The 24530-nt window shown below is 36.8% G+C and carries 22 protein-coding genes; 14 read left to right on the top strand and 8 right to left on the bottom strand.

Annotated elements, in window-relative coordinates:
* Positions 1-82: 82 nt before the first annotated feature.
* Positions 83-754: a response regulator transcription factor gene (locus J2786_RS20120; protein ID WP_047428951.1), complete on the top strand. Its 672-nt coding sequence runs from the start codon at positions 83-85 to the stop codon at positions 752-754.
* Positions 754-2043 carry a sensor histidine kinase gene (locus J2786_RS20115; protein ID WP_047428953.1) on the top strand — a complete coding sequence of 430 codons (1290 nt, stop codon included), beginning with the start codon at positions 754-756 and terminating at the stop codon, positions 2041-2043. Before J2786_RS20120 ends, J2786_RS20115 begins: the two co-directional genes overlap by 1 nt.
* 55 nt (positions 2044-2098) lie before the next feature.
* Here J2786_RS20115 and trpS read toward each other — a convergent pair whose 3' ends face one another.
* From trpS to ileS, 7 genes are all read right to left on the bottom strand, one after another.
* Positions 2099-3067: a tryptophan--tRNA ligase gene (gene trpS / locus J2786_RS20110; RefSeq protein ID WP_047428954.1), complete on the bottom strand. Its 969-nt coding sequence runs from the start codon at positions 3065-3067 to the stop codon at positions 2099-2101.
* Between the two features lie 255 nt (positions 3068-3322).
* A complete protein-coding gene (locus J2786_RS20105) occupies positions 3323-3967 on the bottom strand; it encodes a SanA/YdcF family protein (RefSeq protein ID WP_047428955.1) in 645 nt (214 codons plus the stop codon).
* A 15-nt stretch (positions 3968-3982) separates the two neighbouring features.
* Complete coding sequence (locus J2786_RS20100) at positions 3983-4624, bottom strand: lipoprotein signal peptidase (protein WP_047428957.1); 642 nt, start codon at positions 4622-4624, stop codon at positions 3983-3985.
* Positions 4624-4818 carry a DUF2683 family protein gene (locus tag J2786_RS20095; protein WP_047428959.1) on the bottom strand — a complete coding sequence of 65 codons (195 nt, stop codon included), beginning with the start codon at positions 4816-4818 and terminating at the stop codon, positions 4624-4626. Before J2786_RS20095 ends, J2786_RS20100 begins: the two co-directional genes overlap by 1 nt.
* A 17-nt stretch (positions 4819-4835) precedes the next feature.
* On the bottom strand, positions 4836-5081 hold the full coding sequence (locus tag J2786_RS20090; RefSeq protein WP_047428961.1) for a DUF6576 domain-containing protein: 246 nt from the start codon (positions 5079-5081) through the stop codon (positions 4836-4838).
* A gap of 78 nt (positions 5082-5159) precedes the next feature.
* The gene (locus J2786_RS20085; RefSeq protein WP_002983772.1) at positions 5160-5540 is read right to left on the bottom strand and encodes a TraR/DksA family transcriptional regulator; all 381 of its coding nucleotides are present in this window, start codon (positions 5538-5540) and stop codon (positions 5160-5162) included.
* 58 nt (positions 5541-5598) lie between these two features.
* On the bottom strand, positions 5599-8994 hold the full coding sequence (ileS, locus tag J2786_RS20080) for an isoleucine--tRNA ligase (protein ID WP_047428963.1): 3396 nt from the start codon (positions 8992-8994) through the stop codon (positions 5599-5601).
* A 413-nt stretch (positions 8995-9407) separates the two neighbouring features.
* Between ileS and J2786_RS20075 the strand changes: the two genes are divergently transcribed.
* The 3 genes from J2786_RS20075 to J2786_RS20065 all read left to right on the top strand — a co-directional run bounded on the left by J2786_RS20075 (position 9408) and on the right by J2786_RS20065 (position 13134).
* Positions 9408-11093, top strand: coding sequence for a M23 family metallopeptidase (locus J2786_RS20075; RefSeq protein WP_047428966.1), 1686 nt, complete (start codon positions 9408-9410; stop codon positions 11091-11093).
* A 72-nt stretch (positions 11094-11165) separates the two neighbouring features.
* Positions 11166-12458 (top strand): flexirubin biosynthesis putative acyl-CoA ligase FlxY, encoded by a 1293-nt coding sequence (gene flxY, locus J2786_RS20070; RefSeq protein ID WP_047428968.1) that lies wholly within the window; start codon positions 11166-11168, stop codon positions 12456-12458.
* A gap of 76 nt (positions 12459-12534) precedes the next feature.
* The gene (locus J2786_RS20065) at positions 12535-13134 is read left to right on the top strand and encodes a hypothetical protein (RefSeq protein ID WP_047428969.1); all 600 of its coding nucleotides are present in this window, start codon (positions 12535-12537) and stop codon (positions 13132-13134) included.
* A 34-nt stretch (positions 13135-13168) separates the two neighbouring features.
* Here J2786_RS20065 and J2786_RS20060 read toward each other — a convergent pair whose 3' ends face one another.
* Positions 13169-14425, bottom strand: a complete 1257-nt coding sequence (locus J2786_RS20060) for an NAD(P)/FAD-dependent oxidoreductase (RefSeq protein WP_047428971.1) — start codon at positions 14423-14425, stop codon at positions 13169-13171.
* 98 nt (positions 14426-14523) lie between these two features.
* On the opposite strand from J2786_RS20060, the gene flxA reads away from it, so the two are divergent.
* The 9 genes from flxA to J2786_RS20015 all read left to right on the top strand — a co-directional run bounded on the left by flxA (position 14524) and on the right by J2786_RS20015 (position 24341).
* Positions 14524-16044, top strand: coding sequence for a flexirubin biosynthesis tyrosine ammonia-lyase FlxA (flxA, locus tag J2786_RS20055; protein ID WP_047428972.1), 1521 nt, complete (start codon positions 14524-14526; stop codon positions 16042-16044).
* Positions 16045-16126: 82 nt separating this feature from the next.
* Positions 16127-16858, top strand: coding sequence for a flexirubin biosynthesis SDR family reductase FlxB (gene flxB, locus J2786_RS20050; protein WP_047428973.1), 732 nt, complete (start codon positions 16127-16129; stop codon positions 16856-16858).
* A 1-nt stretch (position 16859) separates the two neighbouring features.
* Positions 16860-18080, top strand: coding sequence for a beta-ketoacyl-[acyl-carrier-protein] synthase family protein (locus tag J2786_RS20045; RefSeq protein ID WP_047428974.1), 1221 nt, complete (start codon positions 16860-16862; stop codon positions 18078-18080).
* Positions 18081-18084: 4 nt separating this feature from the next.
* Positions 18085-18339, top strand: a complete 255-nt coding sequence (locus J2786_RS20040; RefSeq protein ID WP_047377388.1) for an acyl carrier protein — start codon at positions 18085-18087, stop codon at positions 18337-18339.
* A gap of 120 nt (positions 18340-18459) precedes the next feature.
* On the top strand, positions 18460-19344 hold the full coding sequence (locus J2786_RS20035; RefSeq protein WP_047428977.1) for a lysophospholipid acyltransferase family protein: 885 nt from the start codon (positions 18460-18462) through the stop codon (positions 19342-19344).
* A gap of 158 nt (positions 19345-19502) precedes the next feature.
* Positions 19503-21029 (top strand): phytoene desaturase family protein, encoded by a 1527-nt coding sequence (locus J2786_RS20030; RefSeq protein WP_047428979.1) that lies wholly within the window; start codon positions 19503-19505, stop codon positions 21027-21029.
* 1 nt (position 21030) lies between these two features.
* Positions 21031-22719, top strand: a complete 1689-nt coding sequence (locus J2786_RS20025; RefSeq protein ID WP_156121369.1) for a C45 family autoproteolytic acyltransferase/hydrolase — start codon at positions 21031-21033, stop codon at positions 22717-22719.
* Between the two features lie 122 nt (positions 22720-22841).
* Positions 22842-23081, top strand: coding sequence for a hypothetical protein (locus J2786_RS20020; RefSeq protein ID WP_142018824.1), 240 nt, complete (start codon positions 22842-22844; stop codon positions 23079-23081).
* 6 nt (positions 23082-23087) lie between these two features.
* Positions 23088-24341 (top strand): alpha/beta hydrolase, encoded by a 1254-nt coding sequence (locus J2786_RS20015; protein WP_310026503.1) that lies wholly within the window; start codon positions 23088-23090, stop codon positions 24339-24341.
* The last annotated feature ends 189 nt before the right edge of the window (positions 24342-24530 follow it).

Genomic DNA, 24530 nt, shown 5'->3' with positions numbered 1-24530 from the left:
TCCTTTCTCCAGCTTCCCTCCTTATAATTTCCCTATATTTGATATAAGTTAATCGCGCAGCAGAGCATAGAGACCCAGAGGTATGAAGATTTTAATATTAGAAGATGAACCCGAACTGAAGGATACCGTACAGAAATTTCTGGAAGCAGAGCATTTTATTGTAGAATATGCAGAAAATTACAGTGGCGGGCTCGAGAAAATTATTTCTTACGAATATGACTGTATTTTGCTGGACATTATGCTGCCTGACGGAAACGGAATAGATCTCCTGAAAGAGATCAAAAAAATGCATAAGAAAGATCCTGTAATCATTCTTTCAGCCAAAGATTCTGTGGACGATAAGGTGGCAGGGCTGGAAATAGGAGCAGATGATTATCTTGCGAAACCTTTCCATCTTGCAGAACTGATGGCAAGAATCAAGTCTGTGATCAGAAGAAAAAATCAGGATGGTGAAAATATCATCCGATACAAAAATATCAGCATTGATCCGGAAAACAGAACAGTGAAAGTAGGTGATAAAGAGCTTGCTCTTAACCGTAAAGAATATGACCTTCTGTATTATTTTGTAATTCATCCGGAGAAGACTTTACAGAAAACTACACTGGCTGAAGCCATCTGGGGAGATTATATTGATCAGGCAGACAGCCTGGATTTTATTTATTCCCAGATCAAAAATCTTCGTAAAAAACTGAAAACCCTTGATGCAGAAGCTGATTTTCAGGCTGTATACGGAATAGGATATAAATTCATCTGATGAAGACTTCATTAAAATATTACACGATAAAATATCTGATCATGATCCTGCTGCTGATTATAGCAGTGTGGGCAGGTCTTTTTTATGCCTATATCCTGGATGAAGTGCATGATAATGTAGATGATGGATTGAGAGACAGAAAAATACAGATCATCAAAGCTGTTTATCTTAATCCCCAGTTGCTGAAGAATAATGAGTTTGGATTCAATGAATTTAAAATCAATCCCATCAAAGCAGCAGATTATCAAAACAAAAGCAGACTGTACAATAAGATGTACTATATGGAATATGATGACAAAGACCAGCCTTACAGAGTTCTTGAGGCCGACTTTATCGATCAGTTCAAAGGTCACCAGCGGCTTGTCATCAGAACATCCACGGTAGAAGAAGATGAATTAATATACGATCTCACAACAGCCCTGATTGTGCTTTATATCCTTCTGGTGATAAGTATTGTAGCTGTTAACGGATATTTGTTGAATAAAGCAATGAGACCATTCTATCAGATTTTGGATAAGCTTAAGAAATATCAGTTCGGAATTCCTTTTTCTCAGGAAAAACAGAATTATAAGATCACTGAATTTGAAGAATTAAATGTGGAAATCAACGAAATGATTGAACGTAATGAACTCGTTTTCTATCAGCAGAAACAGTTTATTGAAAATGCTTCCCATGAACTTCAGACTCCATTGGCTATCGTGATTAATAAAATTGATTTGATGATCCAGAATGATAATCTTGATAAAAAGAATCTGACTTTTCTTACTGAAGTGAAGAATGATCTGAGAAGGATGGTAGGCTTAAACAAATCTTTATTGATGCTCTCCAAAATTGAGAACAGCCAGTTTAATAAAACTTCAGACGTTGATTTTAATGGAATGATTACCCAGCTTGTTCAGAATTATGAAGATTTTATTGCCTTTAAAAAAGTAGAGGTCAGTATTATCGAAAAAGGAAAATTTGTAGCGGATTTCAATCAGGATCTTGCCGATATTCTTTTGTCTAACCTTCTTAAAAATGCAGTGAAATATAATAACGAAGAAGGCACCCTGAACATTATCATTGAAAATAATAGAATTGCATTTCAAAACAGTGGAAATCCTGCGTCCTTAGATCAATCAAGGATCTTTAAACGCTTTTATAAACAAGGTTCAGATCATACTTCAACCGGATTGGGATTGTCTATCATTAAAACCATTATCAAACAACATCCTGGCTGGGACATCAATTACGAATATGGAGATCAGATGCATTACTTTATTCTGACCAAGAATAATACCCATTATTGATATCAAAAGAAAAAGCCTTTCAAACGAAAGGCTTTCTTATGTTTACAACTCAGCATTAAAATCCTAAGCTTGTTCTTACTCTTTTCAGCGTTTCCAGTGCAATAGGTCTGGTTTTCTCAGCCCCTTGCTGAAGTTTTGCTTCAAGTTCATCAAGATTGTTCATATAATAAGCGAACGTTTCTCTTTCTTTCTCAAAACGTACCAGAATAAGATCCAGTAATTCTTTCTTAGCGTGTCCGTATCCGAAGTTTCCAGCAAGATATTTTGCTCTTAATTCTTCAGTCTGTTCAGCCGTAGCAATAAGCTGATAAATCTGGAATGTTTTATCCGTCTCAGGATCCTTAGGCTCTTCCAAAGATTTTGAATCCGATTCAATACTCATCACCTGTTTTTTCAGCTCCTTTTCAGGTAAGAAAATATTAATGATATTTCCCCTTGATTTTGACATTTTCTGACCGTCTGTTCCGGGAACATATTTAGTATCTTCCTGAAGTTCAGATTGTGGAAGGACAAGAATTTCACCCATCTGGTTGTTGAACCTTGACGCGACGTCTCTTGCAAATTCCAGGTGCTGAAGCTGATCTTTTCCTACAGGTACAATTTCAGCATCATACAGTAAAATATCTGCAGCCATCAGAATAGGGTAGGTAAACAGACCGGCATTTACATCCTGAAGTCTGTCTGCTTTATCCTTAAATGAATGGGCCAATGTTAATCTTTGGTATGGGAAAAAACATGATAAATGCCAAGAAAGTTCACAGGTTTCAGCGATATCACTTTGTCTGTAGAAATATGTTTTTTCAGTATCTAATCCACAAGCAAGCCAAGCCGCAGCAATCTCGTAGGTGTTTTGTCTTAAAGTCTGCGCATCCTTAATCTGTGTAAGCGTATGAAGGTTCGCAATAAATAAAAATGATTCATTTCCTTCCTGCTTGGATAGTTCGATAGCAGGAATAATAGCCCCTAATAAATTTCCAAGATGGGGTGTTCCGGTGGCTTGAATGCCGGTAAGAATTCTTGACATTTGTTTAAAATTTATATTTAAAAATTAATGAATAGCAAATTTACGAGGTTTGCCGGGAATAACGAAAGATAAAAGATAAAAGATAAAAGATAAAAGATAAAAGATGTAGTTATTAAAATTCAATAGGGCTGGGTTTTAACCCAGCCAACGATAAATCACCCTTCCATTGGCTTCAGCCAAAACCTATCACCCTTCAATAATTTATATCTCTTTACGCATCATCCGTGAAAATCTGTGTAATCCGTGGGAAAAACATTAAGGAATAACAATCTTCTCTCCTCCAAATTTCGGTTCCACACCAAAAAGAAGATCCCAATACGCTTTGGCTTTCGCAAAATACTCTCTCAAATTGGTCTTTAAGCCCGCATACTTATTCACATCTGCTGCATTATATCCAAAGGCTTCCATACCGTTTTTTCTGGCCAAAAAAACAGCTCTTTCATTGTGGAATTTCTGAGAGATGATGATCAGCTTTGTCTGGCTGAAAATATCTTTTGCTCTTACCACAGAATCCAGTGTTCTGAATCCGGCATGGTCTAAAATAATTTTATCCTGTGGAATTCCCTCCTGCATCAGGGCAAGCTGCATATCTTCAGGCTCATTATAATCTTTGGTACTGTTATCACCACTAACGATGATGTATTGAATTTTTCCGCTTTTGTATAAATCGGCAGCAGCTTTAATTCTGTTGTAGAAATAAGCATTTGGAGTACCATTACTCAGAAGTTTTCCGGTTCCCAGTAATAATGCCGTTTTTGATTCCGGGACATCACTGATATTGTAGGAAATAAATGGTGCACTGTCACTTTTGATGCTGTAATTCGTCCAGGCAATAAAAATAATTCCTGCAATCATAAGAAGCAGGAAAAATTTAAAAATATTTTTGATTATTTTTTTCATCTGAAAATAGATCGTTTAAAACTCCAGACCGTTCGGGAAAGCTTTTTTTCTGAATATTAGTAAGAATGCAGCTCCCACCGTGATCGCAGAATCGGCAACATTGAAAATATATTTGAAGAACTCAATATGTTTTCCGCCAATTAAAGGCCAGCTTTCAGGAACGTACCAGTCTACCACAGGAAAATGAAGCATATCTACTACACATCCTTTCATAAAGGTAGAGTATCCATGTCCGAAAGGAACAAGTTTGGAAATCCCGCCATAACCAATCCATCGGTCAGTGCTGGCATCATAAACAGTTCCGCTGTCGAAGATCATTCCATAGAACATTCCGTCAATAAGGTTTCCGATAGCGCCCGCAAAAATGATCGCCATTGGAACTAAAAGATAATTAGAAGCTCCATCTTTCAACCATTTTCTGAACATGTATATCATTCCGCCGATCAGGAAAACTCTCAGGATGACCAGAAAATACTTCCCGATGATTCCTCCGAAGTGAAATCCATAGGCCATTCCAGGGTTTTCAACAAAAGTTTTGTTAAAGAAACCATTGATGACAGGAATACTCTCATTCAGTTCAAAATGAGTTTTGATATAAATTTTTGAAGCCTGGTCAATGAACAACACTAAAAATGTTATTGCTAAGATCTTTTTCATTACTGTCCTTTAGGTTTTGAGGGCTTTGATGCCGGCTTTATATTTTTGTTATCGCTTGCTTTCTTGACCACTTTCTGTCCATTGAATGAGCTCTTAACATGAGCTTTTTCAAATTTAATGTTCATTTCCTTCAGGACACTTTTCAGTGCACTCAGCTCCATAGAATTTTTAGGATGTACTATGATAGATTCCATTTCTTATATTTTATTTTTTACATTTTGGACAGCTCATCAAGTCTTTTCCTGTCTTTCTCAGACAGATCATTGACTCCATTTTTGCCCATCTTACTCAAAAGTCTGTCGATTTCTTTCTCCCGTTCACGTTTATCAGAATTGAATTGATCATCAATGGTGTAATTTTTCTGCTGATCAGGAAAAAATCTGTTTTTGATCCATTCTCTGTTGAAAAATAACACAACTAAAGTGATGATAACTCCCAAAATTACTAATTCGCTCATGGGTATACATTAAAAATTAGGTTTATAAAGTATCCGTAAATACAATATAAACCCAATGTTATTTTACAAACCTTACGGTTATTTTTGCATGTTTTTCGCCTCGATGCTCAACGTAGCGTGAGGAACGGCTAAAAGTCTTTCCTTAGGAATCAGTTTTCCTGTTACTCTGCAAACACCGTACGTTTTATTTTCGATTCTGATCAAAGCATTTTTAAGATCACGCACGAATTTTTCCTGTCTTCCTGCCAAAATAGAATTCTGTTCTTTGCTCAGCGTTTCTGCTCCTTCCTCAAAAGCCTTGAAAGTAGGAGAGGTATCATCAGTACCATTATTCTGGTCATTGATAAAACTTTCTCTGATAAGCTGAAGATCTTTTTCTGCTTTTTCTATTTTTTCTTTAATGATCGCTTTAAATTCCTGTAAATCAGCATCGCTGTATCTAACTCTTTCGTCTGACATATTCTTTCTCTTTTTTAATAAAATTATGAAATGGAATTTGAAATATAATAACTACATGTTAATTTTTTTCAACATTTATCTTAAAATTAACCTCATCTATTTCGATTTCGTTAAAATTTGAAAGTGAAGATACAATTTCTATTTTATTTGACAAGACTTCAGAAGAAATATATTCCTCATTTTTCTTAATCTCATTCAGGAAAGGAGAACTTTCTTCTAATGTGATTGAAATTCTGTCTGTCAGTTCAAAGTCTTTATCTTTTCGCAGGTTTTGAATTCTGTTGATGAATTCTCTTGCGATACCTTCAGATTTTAGCTCATCGGTTAACGTCAAATCTAATGCCACAGTTGTTTTTCCATCAGAAGTAACTGTCCATCCCGGGATATCTTTTGTAGAAATTTCTACATCATCAAGAGTGATCTCGTATCCCTGAACATCTAGTTTCCCTTCTTTTTCAAGACCGGCAATCTGTTCTGTAGTAAGATTTGCAATCTCAGCACCTACCACTTTCATGTCTTTTCCTAATTTAGGACCAAGAGCTTTGAAGTTAGGTTTTATCTGTTTTATAATTAAGTGAGATGCTTCTTCAGCATTAATCAACTGTAATTCTTTCACGTTTACTTCCTGCTTGATGAGGTCTGCCACAGCAAGAATCTGCTCTTCTGCTTTAGAATCCAATACAGGAACCAATACTTTTTGTAACGGCTGACGAACTTTTACATTTTCTTTTTTTCTCAAAGAGAAAACCATACTTGTAATGTTCTGTGCTAAATGCGTTTTTTCAACCAGATCCTGATCGATTAAGCTTTCATCAGCTACCGGGAAGTCTGTAAGGTGCACAGATTCACAGTTTTCTTTACCTGTTACTTTGTTCAGGTCCTGATATAACTGATCCATAAAGAACGGAGCAATTGGAGCAGATAATTTTGCCACTACTTCAAGACAAGTGTATAGAGTCTGGTAAGCAGAGATCTTGTCATCAGAATAATCTCCTTTCCAGAAACGTCTTCTGCACAATCTTACATACCAGTTACTTAAGTTGTCATTCACGAAGTTGCTGATCGCTCTTGCTACTCTTGTCGGCTCATAGTCTTCATAGAACGCTTTCACTTCTTTGATCAGAAGATTAAGCTCAGAAAGGATCCATCTGTCGATTTCCGGACGGTTTTCCACCTCTTTTTCTGAATAGTTGAAGCCGTCAACATTCGCATATAAAGCAAAGAATGAATAGGTATTATACAATGTTCCGAAGAACTTTCTCCTTACTTCGTCAATACCTTCAATGTCAAACTTCAGGTTTTCCCATGGGTTTGCATTGGAGATCATATACCAACGTGTAGCATCCGGTCCGTATACAGCAAGTGTTTCGAACGGATCTACTGCATTTCCTAAACGTTTTGACATTTTTTGTCCGTTCTTGTCCAGAACAAGACCGTTACTCATTACATTTTTATAAGCAACTGAATCAAACACAGCCGTTCCGATAGCGTGAAGCGTATAGAACCATCCACGTGTCTGGTCAACACCTTCTGCGATGAAATCAGCAGGGAATGCTTTATTGTTGTCGATTAATTCTTTGTTTTCGAAAGGATAATGCAACTGTGCATAAGGCATAGACCCTGAATCGAACCAAACGTCGATCAAGTCACTTTCACGTCTCATTGCTTTTCCTGAATCAGAAACCAATACCACTTTATCTACTACATTTTTGTGAAGATCCACAAGCTCATAGTTAGACTCAGACATATTTCCGATGATGAAACCTTTGAAAGGGTTTTCAGTCATCAGTCCGGCTGCAATTGATTTTTCGATCTCGTTATATAATTCTTCTACAGAACCGATGATTTTTTCTTCTTTCAGATCTTCAGTTCTCCAGATTGGCAACGGAATACCCCAATATCTTGAACGGGAAAGATTCCAGTCGTTTACATTCTCCAACCAGTTGGCAAAACGTCCTTCTCCGGTAGCTTTTGGCTTCCAGTTGATGTCTTTGTTCAAATTAACCAGTCTGTCTTTTACAGCAGTCATTTTCACAAACCAGGAATCAAGAGGGTAGTACAATACCGGCTTATCTGTTCTCCAGCAGTGTGGATAGGAGTGGACATATTTTTCTACTTTGAAAGCCTTGTTCTCCGTTTTCAATAAGATAGCAAGTTCTACATCCCATGATTTCTCAGGAGCAGTTCCTTCATCGTAGTATTCATTTTTAATATAAGTTCCTGAAAATACCGCAGGAACATTTTCTCCCTTGATGAATTTTCCTTGTAAATCTACCAATGGGACAAGATTATCATTTTCATCTTTTACCAACATTGGCGGGATCTCAGGCTGAGCCATTTTAGAAACTCTCGCATCATCCGCACCAAAAGTAGGCGCTGTGTGAACGATACCTGTACCGTCCTCAGTCGTTACGAAATCTCCTAAGATTACTCTGAATGCATTTTCAGGGTTGTCATTTGGCGTAAACCATGGAACTAACTGCTCATATCTTGTATCAACAAGTTTTTCACCTGTAAACTCTTTTAAAATCTTGAAAGGAATTACTTTCGTTTCCGGAGTATAGTTGGCAAAATCCTCATCTGTACCCTCTGCGTATTTTTTACCGAAAACCTTAGGTAAAAGAACACTTGATAAAACTACTGTTACAGGTTCAAAGGTATATTGATTGAAGGTTTTCACTACAACATATTCAATATCTCTACCTACTGTAAGAGCAGTATTGGATGGAAGCGTCCATGGAGTCGTTGTCCATGCAAGGATATGTACATCTCCGTCAACATCATTGAACAATGCTGAAGAGTCTTTCTTTACTTTAAACTGAGCAACAACCGTTGTGTCCGAAACATCACGATACGTTCCGGGCTGATTCAGCTCGTGAGAAGAAAGTCCTGTTCCTGCTTTCGGTGAGTAAGGCTGGATCGTGTAACCTTTGTACAACAAATCTTTGCTATACAATTGCTTCAATAACCACCAAACGGTTTCCATATATTTTGACTTATACGTGATGTACGGATCATCAAGGTCTACCCAATATCCGATTTTCTCCGTAAGGTTATTCCATACATCGGTATAACGCATTACTGCTTCACGACAAGCTTTGTTATAGTCTTCAATAGAGATTTTTTTGCCAATATCTTCTTTCGTGATTCCTAACTCTTTTTCTACACCCAGTTCCACAGGAAGACCATGCGTATCCCAGCCTGCTTTACGGAAAACCTGCTTTCCGTTTTGAGTCTGGTAACGGCAGAAAATATCCTTCAATGCTCTTGCCATTACGTGGTGAATTCCAGGCATACCGTTTGCTGAAGGCGGACCTTCATAAAAAACAAACTCAGGATTTCCCTGACGAATCTCAACACTCTTATTGAAAGTTTTATTTTGTTTCCAAAATTCCGCTACATTCTCTGCTACGTCAATAAGGTTGAGGTTTTTGTATTCTTTAAATTGGCTCATTGTAAATATCTCAATATCGTTGATTAATTAAGTCTGCAAATTTACTAAAATTTGTCGGTTTATAATATATGTTTTATTTTGATATCATCTATTAAAAAGTTCAATTTCAGAAATATAATAAAGAAAGTGGGAGAAAGTGAATGGTGAATAGTGAATAAGTGAATTTTTAGTGACAACTTTTATGTGAAAATTCACGAAAATATTCAATAGGAGTGGGCTTTAGCCCACATGATTACTCCTTATCCATCGGCTTTAGCCGAAACTAAAAAGTATTTTTTGAATCTAAAGCATAAACATCTGCGCAAATCCGTGTGATTTGTGGTTAAAAATAAACCATCTCAAACTTTGAGTAAAAATACATATACGGTTACTGAAAATTCGTATATTTAAATAGACCTAAACCCAAATGCTGTATGAAAATCTTCTCCAAACTGGTGCTTATTATTTGTTTCATTAATAATATCATCACATACGCTCAAAATTACCCTCAGAATTATTTCAGAAATCCACTCAACATTCCCATGCAGCTGGCTGCTAATTTTGGTGCGATCCGTACAAATCATTTTCACATGGGGCTGGATCTGAGAACCAATAGCCAGGAAAATCTGCCTGTTATTGCAGCTGCAGAAGGTTATGTCAGCAGGATAAAAGTAGAGCGGTACGGATTTGGAAATGCTGTCTATATCACTCATCCCAACGGCTATACCACAGTCTATGCCCATTTGAACAGATACTTCAGTAAACTTGATGAATATGTAAAGGAGAGACAATACAAAGATGAAAAGTGGGAACAGGACATCACTTTTCAACCCGGGCAGTTTCCGGTGGAGAAAGGACAACAGATTGCACTGAGTGGAAACACCGGAGGATCAGCGGGCCCGCATCTGCACTTCGAAATAAGAGATACCAAAACTGAAGAATGTCTCAATCCATTACTTTTCGGTTTTTCAATTCCGGATACCATAGCACCGATTATTAGCGGGTTATATTGGTATGACCGCCGTTTCAGTACCTACGAACCTGGTGCGGACGGAACTGCAGTGAAAAAAGCAGGGAATGTCTATACTGCGAATCTCATTCAGGTTAATTCTCCGGAAATAAGTTTTGGTATTAAGGCAGTAGATAAGGCCAATCAAGGATTTAATCTTGGGATTTATAATGCAGATTTATTAATGGATGGAAAGTTGATTTACAGTTTTAAAATTGATAAAATCCATTATGATGATACCCGATACATCAACGGTTGTATAGATTATCCCAAGTTCATCAGAGATAAAATGGGAATTCAGCATTTATCCGATTTGCCGGGAATGAAACTTCAGAATTATAGCCTTCCAAACCTAACCGGGATAATCAATCTGCAGGATGAACAGATTCATAACATGGAAATAGTCCTGAAAGATACAAAGGGAAATACAAGTCGGTTAACAACAAAAATTCAGTTAAGCAAAACATCAGAAAAAATACCTTCTACGGCAAAAACGATAATGGCTAACGAAGGAAAAACAGTTACCACTGAAAGTGCAGAGATCAGTTTCAGTAAAAATGCTGTTTATGATGCCGTCAATTTCAATGCATATGAAAAACCGGATACAAATCCAAACGCAGCTTCAAATGCTATTGTTTTGCAGAATCCATATATTCCCGTTCAGGATGAATATACTTTGAAAATAAAACCGAATAGAAAATTAACCAGTGCAGAAAAAGATAAAGCTGTTATTCTTCTTGATTATGGCAGCGATAAAACCGTTGTCAAAGTAAAATGGAATGGTGATTGGGCAGAAGGAAAATTTAATAGATTGGGTACAGCGAAATTATTGACAGACAATAGTCTTCCATCTGTTTCATCAGGCTGGGCAGAAGGAGCATTGGTGAACAGCAGTTCTTTACTCTTAAAAGGAGCAACAAACGTAGGAGATATTATTTCATTCCGGGCTGAGCTTGATGGGAAATGGCTTCGTTTTGCGCGGGTAAAAGACAATTTTGTCTACGCTTTTGATGAAAAATGTCTTAAAGGATCAGGGGCTCACACTTTAAAAGTAACCACAATCAATACTGCCGGAAATACAAACACACAAACTTTTACCTTTCGGAGATAGATAATCTTTTAATGTTTTTAATCTTTCAGTCTTGTAATTTTAAATAAATTTGCTTTTTAAAAATTAAAATCATTGGAATTTCATCCGTCAATCGAGAAAGCAGGAATTCAGGAAATCAAAATATTTCAGGAAGAAAAACTTCGTGAGCTTTTGATCTATCTTGAAACTCATTCACCCTTTTATCAGAAACTGTTCAAAGAAAATAATATCAATATTGCAGACATCCGTACGTTGGAAGATCTTCAGAAGATTCCTACCACTACAAAGAATGATCTCCAGCAGTATAATCATGATTTTTTCTGTATAACACCTGATAAAATTGTTGATTACAGTACCACTTCCGGAACATTGGGAGATCCGGTTACTTTCGGATTGTCAGATAGTGATCTTGAAAGGCTTGCATATAATGAAGCGATATCGTTCGCCTGTGCAGGAATTCAGAAAGGAGATGTCGTTCAGATGATTACCACCATAGATAAACGGTTTATGGCTGGGCTTGCTTATTTTCTGGGTTTAAGAAAAATGGGTGCGAGTGTGGTGAGAATGGGTCCTGGAATTCCGGAACTGCAGTGGGATTCTATATTCAGATACAAACCCAAATATTTGATCACCGTACCTTCTTTTCTGCTGAAAATGATTGATTATGCCGAAAAATATGGGCTAGATTATAAAAATTCCAGTGTGTATGGGGCTGTGTGTATTGGTGAAAGTATTAAAAATCAGGATTTTACAGATAATATTCTTTCACAGAAGATCAAGGAAAAATGGGACATCAAACTATTTTCCACCTATGCTTCTACTGAAATGAGCACTGCTTTCACAGAATGTGAATTCCAGATCGGAGGACATCACCATCCTGAACTGATCATTACAGAAATCCTGGATGACGAAGGGAACCCTGTAAAACAAGGAGAAAGTGGTGAACTTACCATTACAACATTGGGTGTTGAAGCTATTCCTTTGTTGAGGTTTAAAACCGGAGATCTTGTAAAAGCTCATTATGAACCATGTCAGTGCGGAAGAAATACGATGAGGTTAGGACCTGTAGTAGGAAGGAAACAACAGATGATCAAATATAAAGGGACAACACTGTATCCGCCGGCTATGAATGATATTTTAAATGATTTCAACAATATCTTATGTTACCAGATCGTGATTCAGGCTAACGAAATCGGGCTTGACGAAATTATTATCAAACTAAGTACTGAAGCGGAACACGAAGGGTTTGTAAATGAAGTAAGAGACCACTTCCGTGCAAAATTAAGAGTAAGTCCGAAAATTGAAATTATAGCATTCGACATTTTGTCTAAAACTGTCTTTCATCCAAACAGCAGAAAGCCAATTACTTTTATAGATTTAAGATAAAATTAAAAAATAAAGAGTCAATAGAAACTTCCTTTTATAATATCTTTGGACTCTTAAAATAAAAAGCTAATACCATATGAAAAAATTATTTTTGCTGCTTTTTTTAGCAATCACAACCACGAGCTTTGCTCAAAATAAAATTAATATTGAATCTGGAAATTTTGATTTTCTGAAAGATCAGACTGAGGTAAATGTTCAGTTTAAATTTGAAAATCCTCTTTTTCAGGCAGATAATTATACCGAAGCCCAATATCTTGAAAGGAGAAAGACTGAGACGTTAGCTAAGAAAGGCGGGGAATCCTGGAAAGAATGGGATGAAGAGTGGCAAAAGCATAAAGAATCTGTTTTTTTTGATAAGTTTATTGAAGGAATAAACGGTAAAGCGAAAAAAATAAAATTCAGTAAAGGTGCTTCGGCAAAGTACACCTTAATACTGGATACAAAGTGGATTTATGCCGGATGGACAGGATTTGTAACACAGCCTGCTAAATTATCCTCAGAGCTGATATTTGTTGAAACTGAAAACCCATCTAAAGTATTAGCTAAAGTTCAAGGTGATAAGATTGAAGGGATAGGAAGTAAAGGCAGCTATCGTATGGAATACGGAAGAATATCTGCAGCATATGAGAAAACGGGAAAAGAATTAGGAAAAGCTATTAAGGATGCTTTAAAATAAAACAAAAAACGGTCTGGATTTTCAGACCGTTTTTTTATGCTTGATTTTGCTGTTCCTGTTTTTCTGATTTGATCAGGTTGGCAAGATTTTTAATCGCGGTATCATGCTTTTTTACAAAAGGATTGTCTTTATTCCAGACATATCCGGCTAAAACAGCACAGATCTTTTTCTTTACATCCGGGTTTTCCGGTTGGTGGAAGAATAATTCCTGAAGATTTCCGGTATACCACTCTTTTACATAGGTTGTAAAAACGTCAACACCATATAAAATATAATCCGTGTATTCCTTCTGCCAGTTGATTTTTTCTCCGTTTAATTGTCTTAATGCCAGTTTTGCGGCCAGCATTCCGGATTCTGTGGCAAAAGCCATTCCTGAAGAGAAAACCGGGTCAAGGAATTCTGATGCATTCCCCGTTAAAGCAAATCCGTCTCCGAATAAACTTTTTACCGAGCAAGAGTAATCTTTCAGATGTCTTGGTTCAAAAAGGAATTCTACATCCCCAAAACGTTTTACATAATAATCAGAAAGAGAAATAGCTTTTCTCAAAGCTTCTGTTGTATCTCCGTTTTCAGATAATTTATCAATATATTCAGTAGGGCCTACAATTCCTAAACTTGTATTTCCGTTGGAAAAAGGAATTACCCAAAGCCATACTTCTGTTTCAATGATGTCAAAAGAAATTAAAGTTCCTTCTTCGCCCGGCTCCCTGTTGATATCGTCTACATGAGAGAAAATTGCAGAGTGAGGGGAAAGTTTTGAAGGTTTTTCAAGGTCCAGCAGACGGGGAAGTACTCTTCCATAGCCGCTGGAATCAATAACGAACTTAGCATGGATCTCTTTCGTTTCTCCATCTTTCGTTTTTACTGTAGTTACAGAATCTGTTCCGTCAAATTGTATGTCGATAACTTCAGTCTCAAATTCAAGATCCACCCCTTTATTAATGACTTCCTGAGCAAGAGTATTATCAAAATCGGCTCTCGGAACCTGCCAGGTCCAGTCCCAGCCTTCCCCGAATTTGTTGCTGAAATCAAAAATGCAGACCTCATCACCACGAAGGAAACGTGCCCCAAGCTTTTTTTCAAAGCCCATTTTGTCTAATGCAGGGAAAAGTCCGGCCTCATCAAAGTGATCCATTACCCTTGGGATTAAGCTTTCTCCGACTACCAGTCTGGGGAATTTTGTCTTTTCGACTACTTTTACGCTGACGTTATTATTCTTTAAGTACGAAGAAGACACGCATCCGGAAGGTCCGGCTCCGATTACAAGAACGTCAACAAATTCTTTGCTCATCTTTGATTTTTTATTTTAATAATAACTTTTATCTTTGCCGCAAAATTAGTGACAAATAATTAATATTTTACAAAATTATCAACTATTACTTTTAATTGATGAAAATAAATAACTTTTTAGAACTGAAAGACTTTCAAAAAATTATCATTGAGAATGAAAAAATAGAACTGGATGAATCCCTTTTATCAAGAGTGGATAAAAGTTTTCAGTTTTTAAAAGAGTTTTCAAAAAATAAAGTAATATATGGTGTGAACACAGGTTTCGGGCCTATGGCTCAATTTAAAATCAGTGATGAAGATACACACCAGCTTCAGTATAACCTGATCAGAAGTCATTCTTCAGGTATCGGGAATCCTCTGCCTGCAGAAGAAGTAAAAGCATGTATGCTGGCAAGACTGAATACCTTGTCATTAGGTAATTCAGGGGTGCACCAGTCTGTGATCTACCTTCTTCAGGAGCTGATCAACAGAGATATTACTCCACTGATCTTTGAACATGGAGGGGTAGGAGCAAGCGGTGACCTTGTTCAGCTGGCCCACCTGGCTTTGGTATTGATTGGAGAAGGAGAAGTTTTTTATAAAGGTGAAAGAAAATCTACCAAAGAAGTTTTTGAAATCGAAGGATTAGCACCGATAAAAGTAGAAATTCGTGAAGGACTTGCTTTGATGAACGGAACTTCCGTAATGTCAGGAATCGGTATTGTGAACGCTTATAAAGCGAATCAGCTTACAGATATTTCCCTTAGACTTTCGTGTGCGATCAATGAGATTGTTCAGGCTTATGATGATCACCTGTCAGAAGCACTGAACGGAACAAAAAAACATTACGGCCAGCAGAAAGTGGCAGAAAGAATGCGTGCTCACCTGGCAGACAGTAAGCTGATCAGAAAAAGAGAAGATCATCTTTATACTCATTTTGAAGAACAGGAAAAAGTATTCAAAGAAAAAGTTCAGGAATATTATTCTTTACGATGTGTTCCTCAGATTTTAGGTCCGGTATTGGATACATTGGAATATACAGAAAAAGTTCTTGAAAATGAGATCAATTCTGCCAATGACAACCCGATTATCAATGTTAAAGATCAGCATGTTTACCACGGAGGAAACTTCCATGGCGATTATATCTCTCTGGAAATGGACAAGCTTAAAATTGTGGTAACTAAACTGACCATGCTTGCAGAAAGACAGCTGAACTATCTTCTGAATGCTAAAATCAATGAAATTTTGCCTCCTTTTGTGAATTTAGGTAAATTAGGTTTCAATTTCGGGATGCAGGGCGTACAGTTTACGGCAACTTCTACTACGGCAGAAAGTCAGATGCTGTCAAACTCTATGTATGTTCACAGTATTCCAAACAATAATGATAATCAGGACATCGTTAGTATGGGAACAAACGCTGCCGTGATCTGTAGAAAAGTCATTGAAAATGCCTTTGAAGTATTGGCCATTGAAGCTATTACAATCATCCAGGCTGTTGAATATCTTGGATTTCAGGATAAGGTTTCATCATCTACAAAAGAGCTGTATGACGAAATCAGAAAAATTATTCCTGCTTTCTCAGACGATATGGTCATGTATCCGTATCTGGAGGAAGTAAAGAAATATCTGAAAGGAATGTAACTATTGGTTGCCGTGAATTGTCTTTTAAAGAGAAGCATCCAACATCAACTAAAAAAACTAAAAACGATATAAACACTAACGCATGAAATGTGCAATTGTAACAGGTGGCTCCAGAGGAATCGGGAGAGCAATCTGTATAAAACTGGCTGAAGAGAAAAACTATCACATCCTTATCAACTACGCTTCAAACGAAACGGCAGCCAACGAAACCTTGGCTAAAGTGAAAGAATTGGGTGCTACCGGAGAAATCCTTAAATTTGATGTAGGAAATACCGAAGAAACACAAGCGGTTTTAACGGAATGGCAGGAGGGAAATCCTGATGCCGTGGTAGAAGTGATCGTTAACAATGCCGGAATCACAAGAGACGGTCTTTTTATGTGGATGCAGAAAGAAGACTGGAACAGTGTGATCAATACAAGTCTTGACGGATTCTTCAATGTAACCAATTTCTTTATCCAAAAGCTGCTTCGTAACAAATACGGAAGAATTATCAATATGGTTTCTGTATCCGGAGTAAAAGGAACAGCCGGGCAGACGAATTATTCCGCTGCAAAAGGTGCATTGGTAGGCGCTACAAAAGCTCTTGCCCAGGAAGTTGCTAAAAGAAATGTTACCGTAAATGCCGTAGCGCCTGGTTTTATCAAAACAGATATGACTCAGGAATTCAATGAAGACGAACTGAAAGCAATGATTCCTGCCAACAGATTCGGAGAAGCAGAAGAAGTGGCGGATCTTGTAGCATTTTTAGCATCTAAAAAATCTTCCTACATTACAGGAGAAGTGATTAATATTAACGGAGGAATTTATTCATAACATGGAAAATAGGGTTGTAATTACCGGAATGGGAATTTATTCCTGCATCGGGACGTCTTTAGAAGAGGTCAGGGAATCCCTATATCAAGGAAAATCGGGTATTGTTTTAGACCAGGACAGAAAAGAATTTGGTTTCAGGTCCGGCCTTACAGGAGTAGTTCCGAAACCCGATCTGAAAAACCTTCTAAACAGACGCCAGCGTGTCAGCATGGGAGAAGAAAGTGAGTACGCTTATCTTGCGACTATGGATGCTTTAAAACAGGCAAATCTGGACGAAGAGTTCTTAGATGCTCATGAAGTGGGGATTTTATACGGAAATGACAGCGTTTCCCAGGCAGTCGTAGAATCTATTGATATTGCAAGGGAAAAGAAAGATACAACATTGATGGGATCTGGAGCGATCTTCAAATCAATGAATTCAACGGTAACGATGAACCTTTCTACGATTTTTAAACTGAAAGGAATCAATCTTACCATAAGTGCAGCATGTGCAAGCGGTTCCCATTCATTGGGACTGGCTTATATGATGATTAAAAATGGTTTTCAGGAAATGATTATCTGCGGCGGAGCTCAGGAGACCAATAAATATTCCATGGCGAGCTTTGACGGACTGGGAGTATTCTCAGCCAGAGAAGATGAGCCTGCAAAGGCATCCAGGCCTTTCGATGCAGAAAGAGACGGATTGATTCCAAGCGGTGGAGCAGCCAGTCTGATTGTTGAAAGCTTAGAATCTGCACAAAGAAGAGGAGCACCTATCATCGCAGAAATTATCGGGTATGGTTTCTCTTCAAACGGAGGTCACATTTCAACACCCAATGTAGATGGACCGGCTCTGGCAATGGACAGGGCATTAAAACAATCAGGATTAAAAGCTTCAGATATCGATTATATCAATGCTCATGCTACTTCTACTCCGATTGGGGATGCGAATGAGGCAAAAGCCATTTATGAGATCTTTGGCAGCGAAGTTCCGGTAAGTTCTACCAAATCTATGACCGGACATGAGTGCTGGATGGCAGGTGCAAGTGAAGTGATCTACTCCATTCTGATGATGCAGAACAATTTTGTTGCTCCCAATATTAATCTGGAAAACCCTGATAGTGAAGCACAAAAGATAAATTTAGTCGCAAAAACAAAAAATCAAAAAATTGATGTATTTTTGTCAAATTCTTTTGGGTTTGGGGGAACCAATTCTGCACTAATAGTTAAAAAATTTGATTAAAAACATGGAAAGGGAAAAAATTGTTGCTATCGTTAATGATTTTCTGGTAAACGAATTCGAGGTAGACGGAGACGAAATCAGTAATGATGCCAACCTTAAAAATACACTGGGCTTAGACAGCCTGGATTATATCGACATGGTAGTCGTGATTGAATCCAATTTCGGGGTGAAATTAGGAGAAGCAGATTTCAAAAAAATGGTAACATTTGATGATTTCTATACAACGATTGAAAACAAGATTGCTGAAAAAAACGCATAGTTATTGAGTAAATCTTTATTCTATAAAAATGAGCCAATGTAATAATATCACGGTGATCCGGTAATGGACACTTAAAAAAGATATTATTACATTGGTTCTCTGCTATATTAAATTCTATATATGAACAAGTGGAAAGGTAAATCTAAAGGAACAGTACTCGGATACAGGATATTCGTTTGGTGTATTAGAAATATCGGGATCAGAAGTTCATATGGGGTGCTGTATTTTGTCGCAGCCTATTATTCACTGTTTCAGAAGAAAAGTAACCAATATATCCGTTATTATTTTCAAAAAAGACTGAACTACGGATACTGGAAATCCAAAGCTTCTATCTTTAAAAGCTACTTTACTTTCGGAAAAGTTCTGATTGATAAAACTGCAATTTCTGCCGGGCTCAGAGAAAAATATACCTATGAATTTGACGGTATTGAGAATCTGAGAGATCTTTTAGCCGCTAAAAAAGGTGGCGTACTGATCAGTGCCCATATCGGTAATTTTGAGATTGCGGAACATTTCTTTGCAGATATTGATTTTGAATGTCAGATCAATCTTGTGACCACCGATCAGGAAGTTACCGTAATCAAAGAATATCTGGAAAGTGTTGCTGTAAAAAAGAGCAATATCAAGTTCATCTATGTAAAAGAAGACATGTCTCATATCTTTGAAATCAATCAGGCTTTGTCCAATAATGAACTGATCTGCTTTACCGGAGACCGTTATTTTGAAGGTTCCAAATACCTGGAAGCCAAACTGCTGGGAAAAAGTGCGAAATTTCCTGCTGGTCCGTTTTTGATCGCTTCTAGATTAGGTGTTCCGGTAGTATATGTTTATGTGATGAAAGAGAATAATCTTCATTACCATCTGTATGCAAGAGTGGCACAGAATATAAAGAATCGTGATTCACAGGGGCTTTTACAGTCTTATGTTGACAATCTTGAAACCATGGTTAAAAAATACCCGCTTCAATGGTTTAATTATTTTGATTTTTGGGATGATGTTGATTAATTTTTCTATTTTTATCCCATAAAAACGAATAAAAACTAAAAACCATTAAGATGTACCGTGATTTAAGAGAACCGATAAAATTTCTATGCTTACTTTACTGAAATAAGCTTTAAATATCTTAAATTCCTGTTTCTTAATTATTAAAAGCACATTCTCTTTTGAAGAAAGCATACGACATACTTGTAATCGGCAGCGGATTGGGAGGTCTTGTTTCAGCTCTTATTTTAGCGAAAGAAGGTCTGAAAGTGTGCGTTCTCGAGAAAAATAATCAATACGGAGGAAATTTACAGACCTTTTCACGTGACAAACTGATTTTTGATACCGGAGTCCATTATCTTGGAGGGTTATCCCAGGGGCAGAATCTAAACCAGTTCTTTTCCTATCTTGAAATCATGGATGATCTTGAACTTCAGCTGATGGATGAAGACGGCTATGACAGAATCAGTTTCGGAGAGGATGAAATAGAATATCCGCATGCTCAGGGCTACCAGAATTTTGTAGAACAGCTTTCAAAGTATTTTCCTGAAGAAAAAGAAAACCTTGAAAATTACTGTGAAGAAATTCAATACGTATGCAGCCAGTTTCCAAGGTATCATGTGGTGGGAAAAGATAATTACAACGAAGAAATCCTCCATCTTAACACCAAAAGATTCATTGAATCTGTTACTCAGAATAAAAGGCTTCAGTCGGTTTTACTGGGTTCGAATTTTTTATATGCCGGAGATTCCGGGAATGTTCCTTTTTATGTACATGCTTTGACGGTAAATTCTTATATCCAAAGCGCTTACAAATGTGTGAAAGGAGGAAGCCAGATCTCTAAACTTTTAATCAGAAAACTTCGGGAATATGGAGCAGAGGTCCACAAGCACTCGGAAGTTTCCGAATTTGTTTTTAATGAAAATAATACACTGGTCTCCGTAAAAACAAAAACAGGAAAAGAATATACTGCCAAACAGTTTATTTCAAATATAGAAATCCGTTCTACTATTAAGCTTATCGGAGAGGAAAGACTTAAGAAATCCTTTCTGAACAGGGTGCTGAGCTGGAAGCCGGTTTCATCGTGCTTTAGTATTTATCTTGTTTTAAAACCTCAGTATCTTCCGAATTTTAATTACAACAGATATCACTATTCATCAGAAGATCTGGTCTGGAATGCATTCCGGTACCGAAAAGAAGCGTGGCCGGAAACCTATATGCTTTCTTCCACACCTTCAAAGCACCATCCTGAATTTGCCGAAAGTCTCACTGCAATATCTTACATGGATTTTGATGAGGTTAAAGAATGGGAAAATACATTCAATACTGTTGCCGATGAGCATGAAAGAGGAAATGCCTATGAAAGATTTAAGCTTGAAAAAACGGAAAAAATGCTTGACGTTCTGGAAAAGAAAATTCCGAATATAAGGCATGCCATTAAAACCATATATACTTCTTCTCCGTTATCCTACAGGGACTATATCGGGAATTGTGAAGGAAATATGTACGGATACATGAAAAGCTCGGAAAACCCTCTTAAAACCATGGTTTCTCCCCGTACCAAAATTGACAATCTTTTTCTTACCGGACAATCCGTGAATATGCATGGGATCTTAGGCGTTACGATCGGAGCTTTTAATACCTGTGCCGAAATTATTGGAAAAGAAACGATAGACATGCGGCTGACCCAAATGATTAATAAAAACTAACGTGAAAAAAACTAAAACCATATATTCATCTTACAAAAGAATTTTTCTTTATCTCACTTTTTGTGTTTTCCTCACATCCTGTGGAATCTCAAAGTCTATCAAACATATTCCTGAGGTAAAGCAATATGCTCTGGAGATCCCGAAAGTAAACCAGATCAATGACAGTACTTTTAGTTACAATCAGAATTATCTTACCAAAAACAAACAGCAGCTCTGGGAACTTTATATTAAAGGAAATCCGCTGCAGCTGGGATATAATAGTGGTGCATTGACCCAAAGCTTAATGCAGAAGCAGGAAGGTATTTTCTTTTCAAAAGTGGAAAGTTTTGTACCATCAAAATTCAAACAAGGACTGCTGAGAGGCTTTTTAAAATGGTACAACAGAAAAATGTACCTCAATGTAAGAGAAGACTATCAGGCAGAATTATATGGCTTGTCACAGTATTCATCTGATCAGTATGATTTTATTGCGCCTAAATATTTAAGAAACCTTTATCTGCACGGAGCTCATGATATAGGACATGCAATGCAGGATCTTGCTATGGTAGGCTGTACCTCTCTTGCGGTATGGAATGAAAATACTGAAGATGGAGATTTGTTGATAGGAAGAAATTTTGATTTTTATGTGGGCGATGATTTTGCTAAAAATAAGTTGGTAGAATTTGTGCAGCCCGAAGAAGGAATTCCATACATGTCAGTAAGCTGGCCCGGAATGATTGGTGTAGTGTCCGGAATGAATAAAGAAGGAATTACAGTGACGATTAACGCCGGGAAATCAAAAATTCCTTTAACGGCAAAGACTCCTATTTCCCTTGTTACAAGAGAGATTTTACAGTATGCTAAAAATATAGAAGAAGCCATTGCCATTGCTCAAAAAAGAAAGGTATTTGTTTCAGAATCTATCCTTGTAGGAAGTGCGGCTGATAAAAATGCAGTTATTATTGAAGTTTCACCTAAGAATTTCGGGGTATACAGAGTACAAAATGTAAGCAGAGTACTTTGTACCAATCATTTCCAGTCTGAAGCTTATAAAGATGACAAAAGGAATCAGAAACAGATTGAAGAAAGCCACTCAGAATACCGTTATGAAAAACTTCAGGAGCTTTTGCAGGAAGAAAAAAAAATTACTCCGGAAAAGATGGCTTCTATTTTAAGAAATAAATCCGGCCTGAAAGATCAAAGTATCGGTTATGGAAATGAAAAAGCACTTAATCAGCTATTGGCTCACCATGCCGTTATATTTTCACCTCAGAAAAAATTGGTTTGGGTTTCTTCCAATCCTTATCAGCTGGGAGAATTTGTTTGTTATGACCTTAATGAGATTTTTTCCGGTAAGCCATTATCACAAAGTCTGCTGGCTAAAACAGATTTGAATATTGCAAGAGATCCATTTGCCGACTCTGAAGAATTTCAAAACTATGAACTGTCCAAAATGTATGGTAAAGAAATCACTGAAGCAGCTGACGATAAAAAGACGTTGTTGACAGATGATGTCATCCAATCCTATAAGGCTATGAACCCTGATTTTTGGCTGGTCTATTATCAATCCGGAAAATACTATTTTAGCAAAAAAGAATATTCAAACGCGAAAATTGAATTTGAGAAAGCTTTGGCTAAAGAAATAACGACGGTTCCCGACAGAAAAAATGTTGAAAAATACCTGAAGAAAACTTTAAAGAAACTGAAATGATCCCCAGATATATAAAACTGCTGTTTTGCATTCCCTTTGTTATTATCATCTGCCATTCAGTATACTTGTGTACAGTTTATAGTTCAATTCCTGACATTATCCCTATTCACGGGTACGGAAATATGAAAGATATTGATGGAAGTAAAATATTTGTAGTGTTTCCTGTACTGATGAATTTAGCTGTACTTATTTTTATCTGGCTGATCATCAGAAGACCGGATAAAATAAAGTTTACTTTTGAAATCAGCGACGAAGAAAAAGAAAAAATATACCATATCACCCAGTTGGCTCTTGTAATTATTGCGATATTTGTCACCATAATGATGACGCCACTATCATTTTATGATGTGGTTTATAAATAATTGATTATGAAAAAACTTTTAACCTTATTATTTACTGTACACGCTCTGTTATCATTTTCCCAGGACAGAAAAGAAATCGGAAATGCTTTCATTAAAGCTTTGCTTGTAGATAAAAATGCGGAGAAAGCACACTCTTATTTCGATCCTTCCGTAGCCGGACAAATTCCTGTGGATCAGCTTAAAGCCATTCCAGAGCAGCTTCAGGGCCAGGTTGGAGGTTTAAAAAATATCCTTGAAGTAAATAATGAAGGAAATATCTATTATTACTATTCTGAATTTGAAAAAGAAAAACTGGATATTCAACTAACTTTTGGAGACAATAATAAAATGCTGGGCTTCTTTTTAGTTCCGCATAAAACATTTGAAAAAAGAGATGATAAAACAGAACTCAAAATAAAGAGTGATGCCGTTGAACTTAATGGGACGCTTTTGGTTCCACCTTCCAATAATAAAAAGAGACTGGTGATTTTCGTTCACGGTTCCGGAGCGCATGACAGAGACGAAACCATTGGGGAAAACAAGCCGTTTAAAGACATAGCAGAATACCTTTTAGCCAACGGAATTGCTTCCTACCGATATGATAAAAGAACCTATTCTTATCCTGAGACATTTAATGAAAAATCTACTGTAGAGGAGGAAACCATTAATGATGCCGTAAACGCAGCTCTTTATTTTAAAAATAATACTGATTATAAAGGCTATCAGATTATCTTTCTGGGACACAGTCAGGGAGCATATATGATGCCGAAAATTGCAGAAAAAGCTCAGGTTTCGAAATATATTTTTATGGCTGGAAATGCAAGACCATTACAGGATATATTGGTGGAGCAGTATGAGTACCTTCATTCTTTAGATCCGGCTAAAGTACCTGCTGAGGCTGTTCAGGAAGTAAAAAAACAGGTAGCATTTTTAAATTCATCTAAATTTAATGTAAGCTCACCATCATCAGAACTTCCTTTGGGACAATCTGCTGCCTACTGGAAATATTTAAAAGATTACAATCAGCTTAACGAGGTTAAAAAAGTAAAAGCTCCCATGTTTTTTGCACAAGGAGGAAGAGATTATCAGGTGACTGAAAAAGATTTTAATCTTTGGAAAGAAACATTAAAAAATGATAAGACAGCCGTATTTAAGTTGTATCCTGCATTAAGCCACTTATTCATTGCCGGTTCCGGTAAGCCATCTCCAAAAGATTATGAAACAAAAGGAAAAGTGGACGAACAGTTTTTAAAAGATTTGCTTCAGTTTATTTCGCAATAAGACTTAATATTCTTTTAATCAGCAGTATTATCCTGTTGATCTTTAAAAATAAATTAAATAGACGTTTAGATTTTAATAAATAAACCACTAAATATAGAGTTATTGTATTTTTTTTTACATTGTTGAAATTTTGAAATTCTCTGTATTTTTAATTTTTTTTTAATCATTTATCTTAAAATGCTCCATTTG

Source organism: Chryseobacterium vietnamense (genome assembly GCF_031454475.1).
Classification (GTDB): domain Bacteria; phylum Bacteroidota; class Bacteroidia; order Flavobacteriales; family Weeksellaceae; genus Chryseobacterium; species Chryseobacterium vietnamense.
The sequence above is the reverse complement of the archived record's forward strand: the minus strand, read 5'-3'. Positions and strand labels throughout refer to the sequence as shown.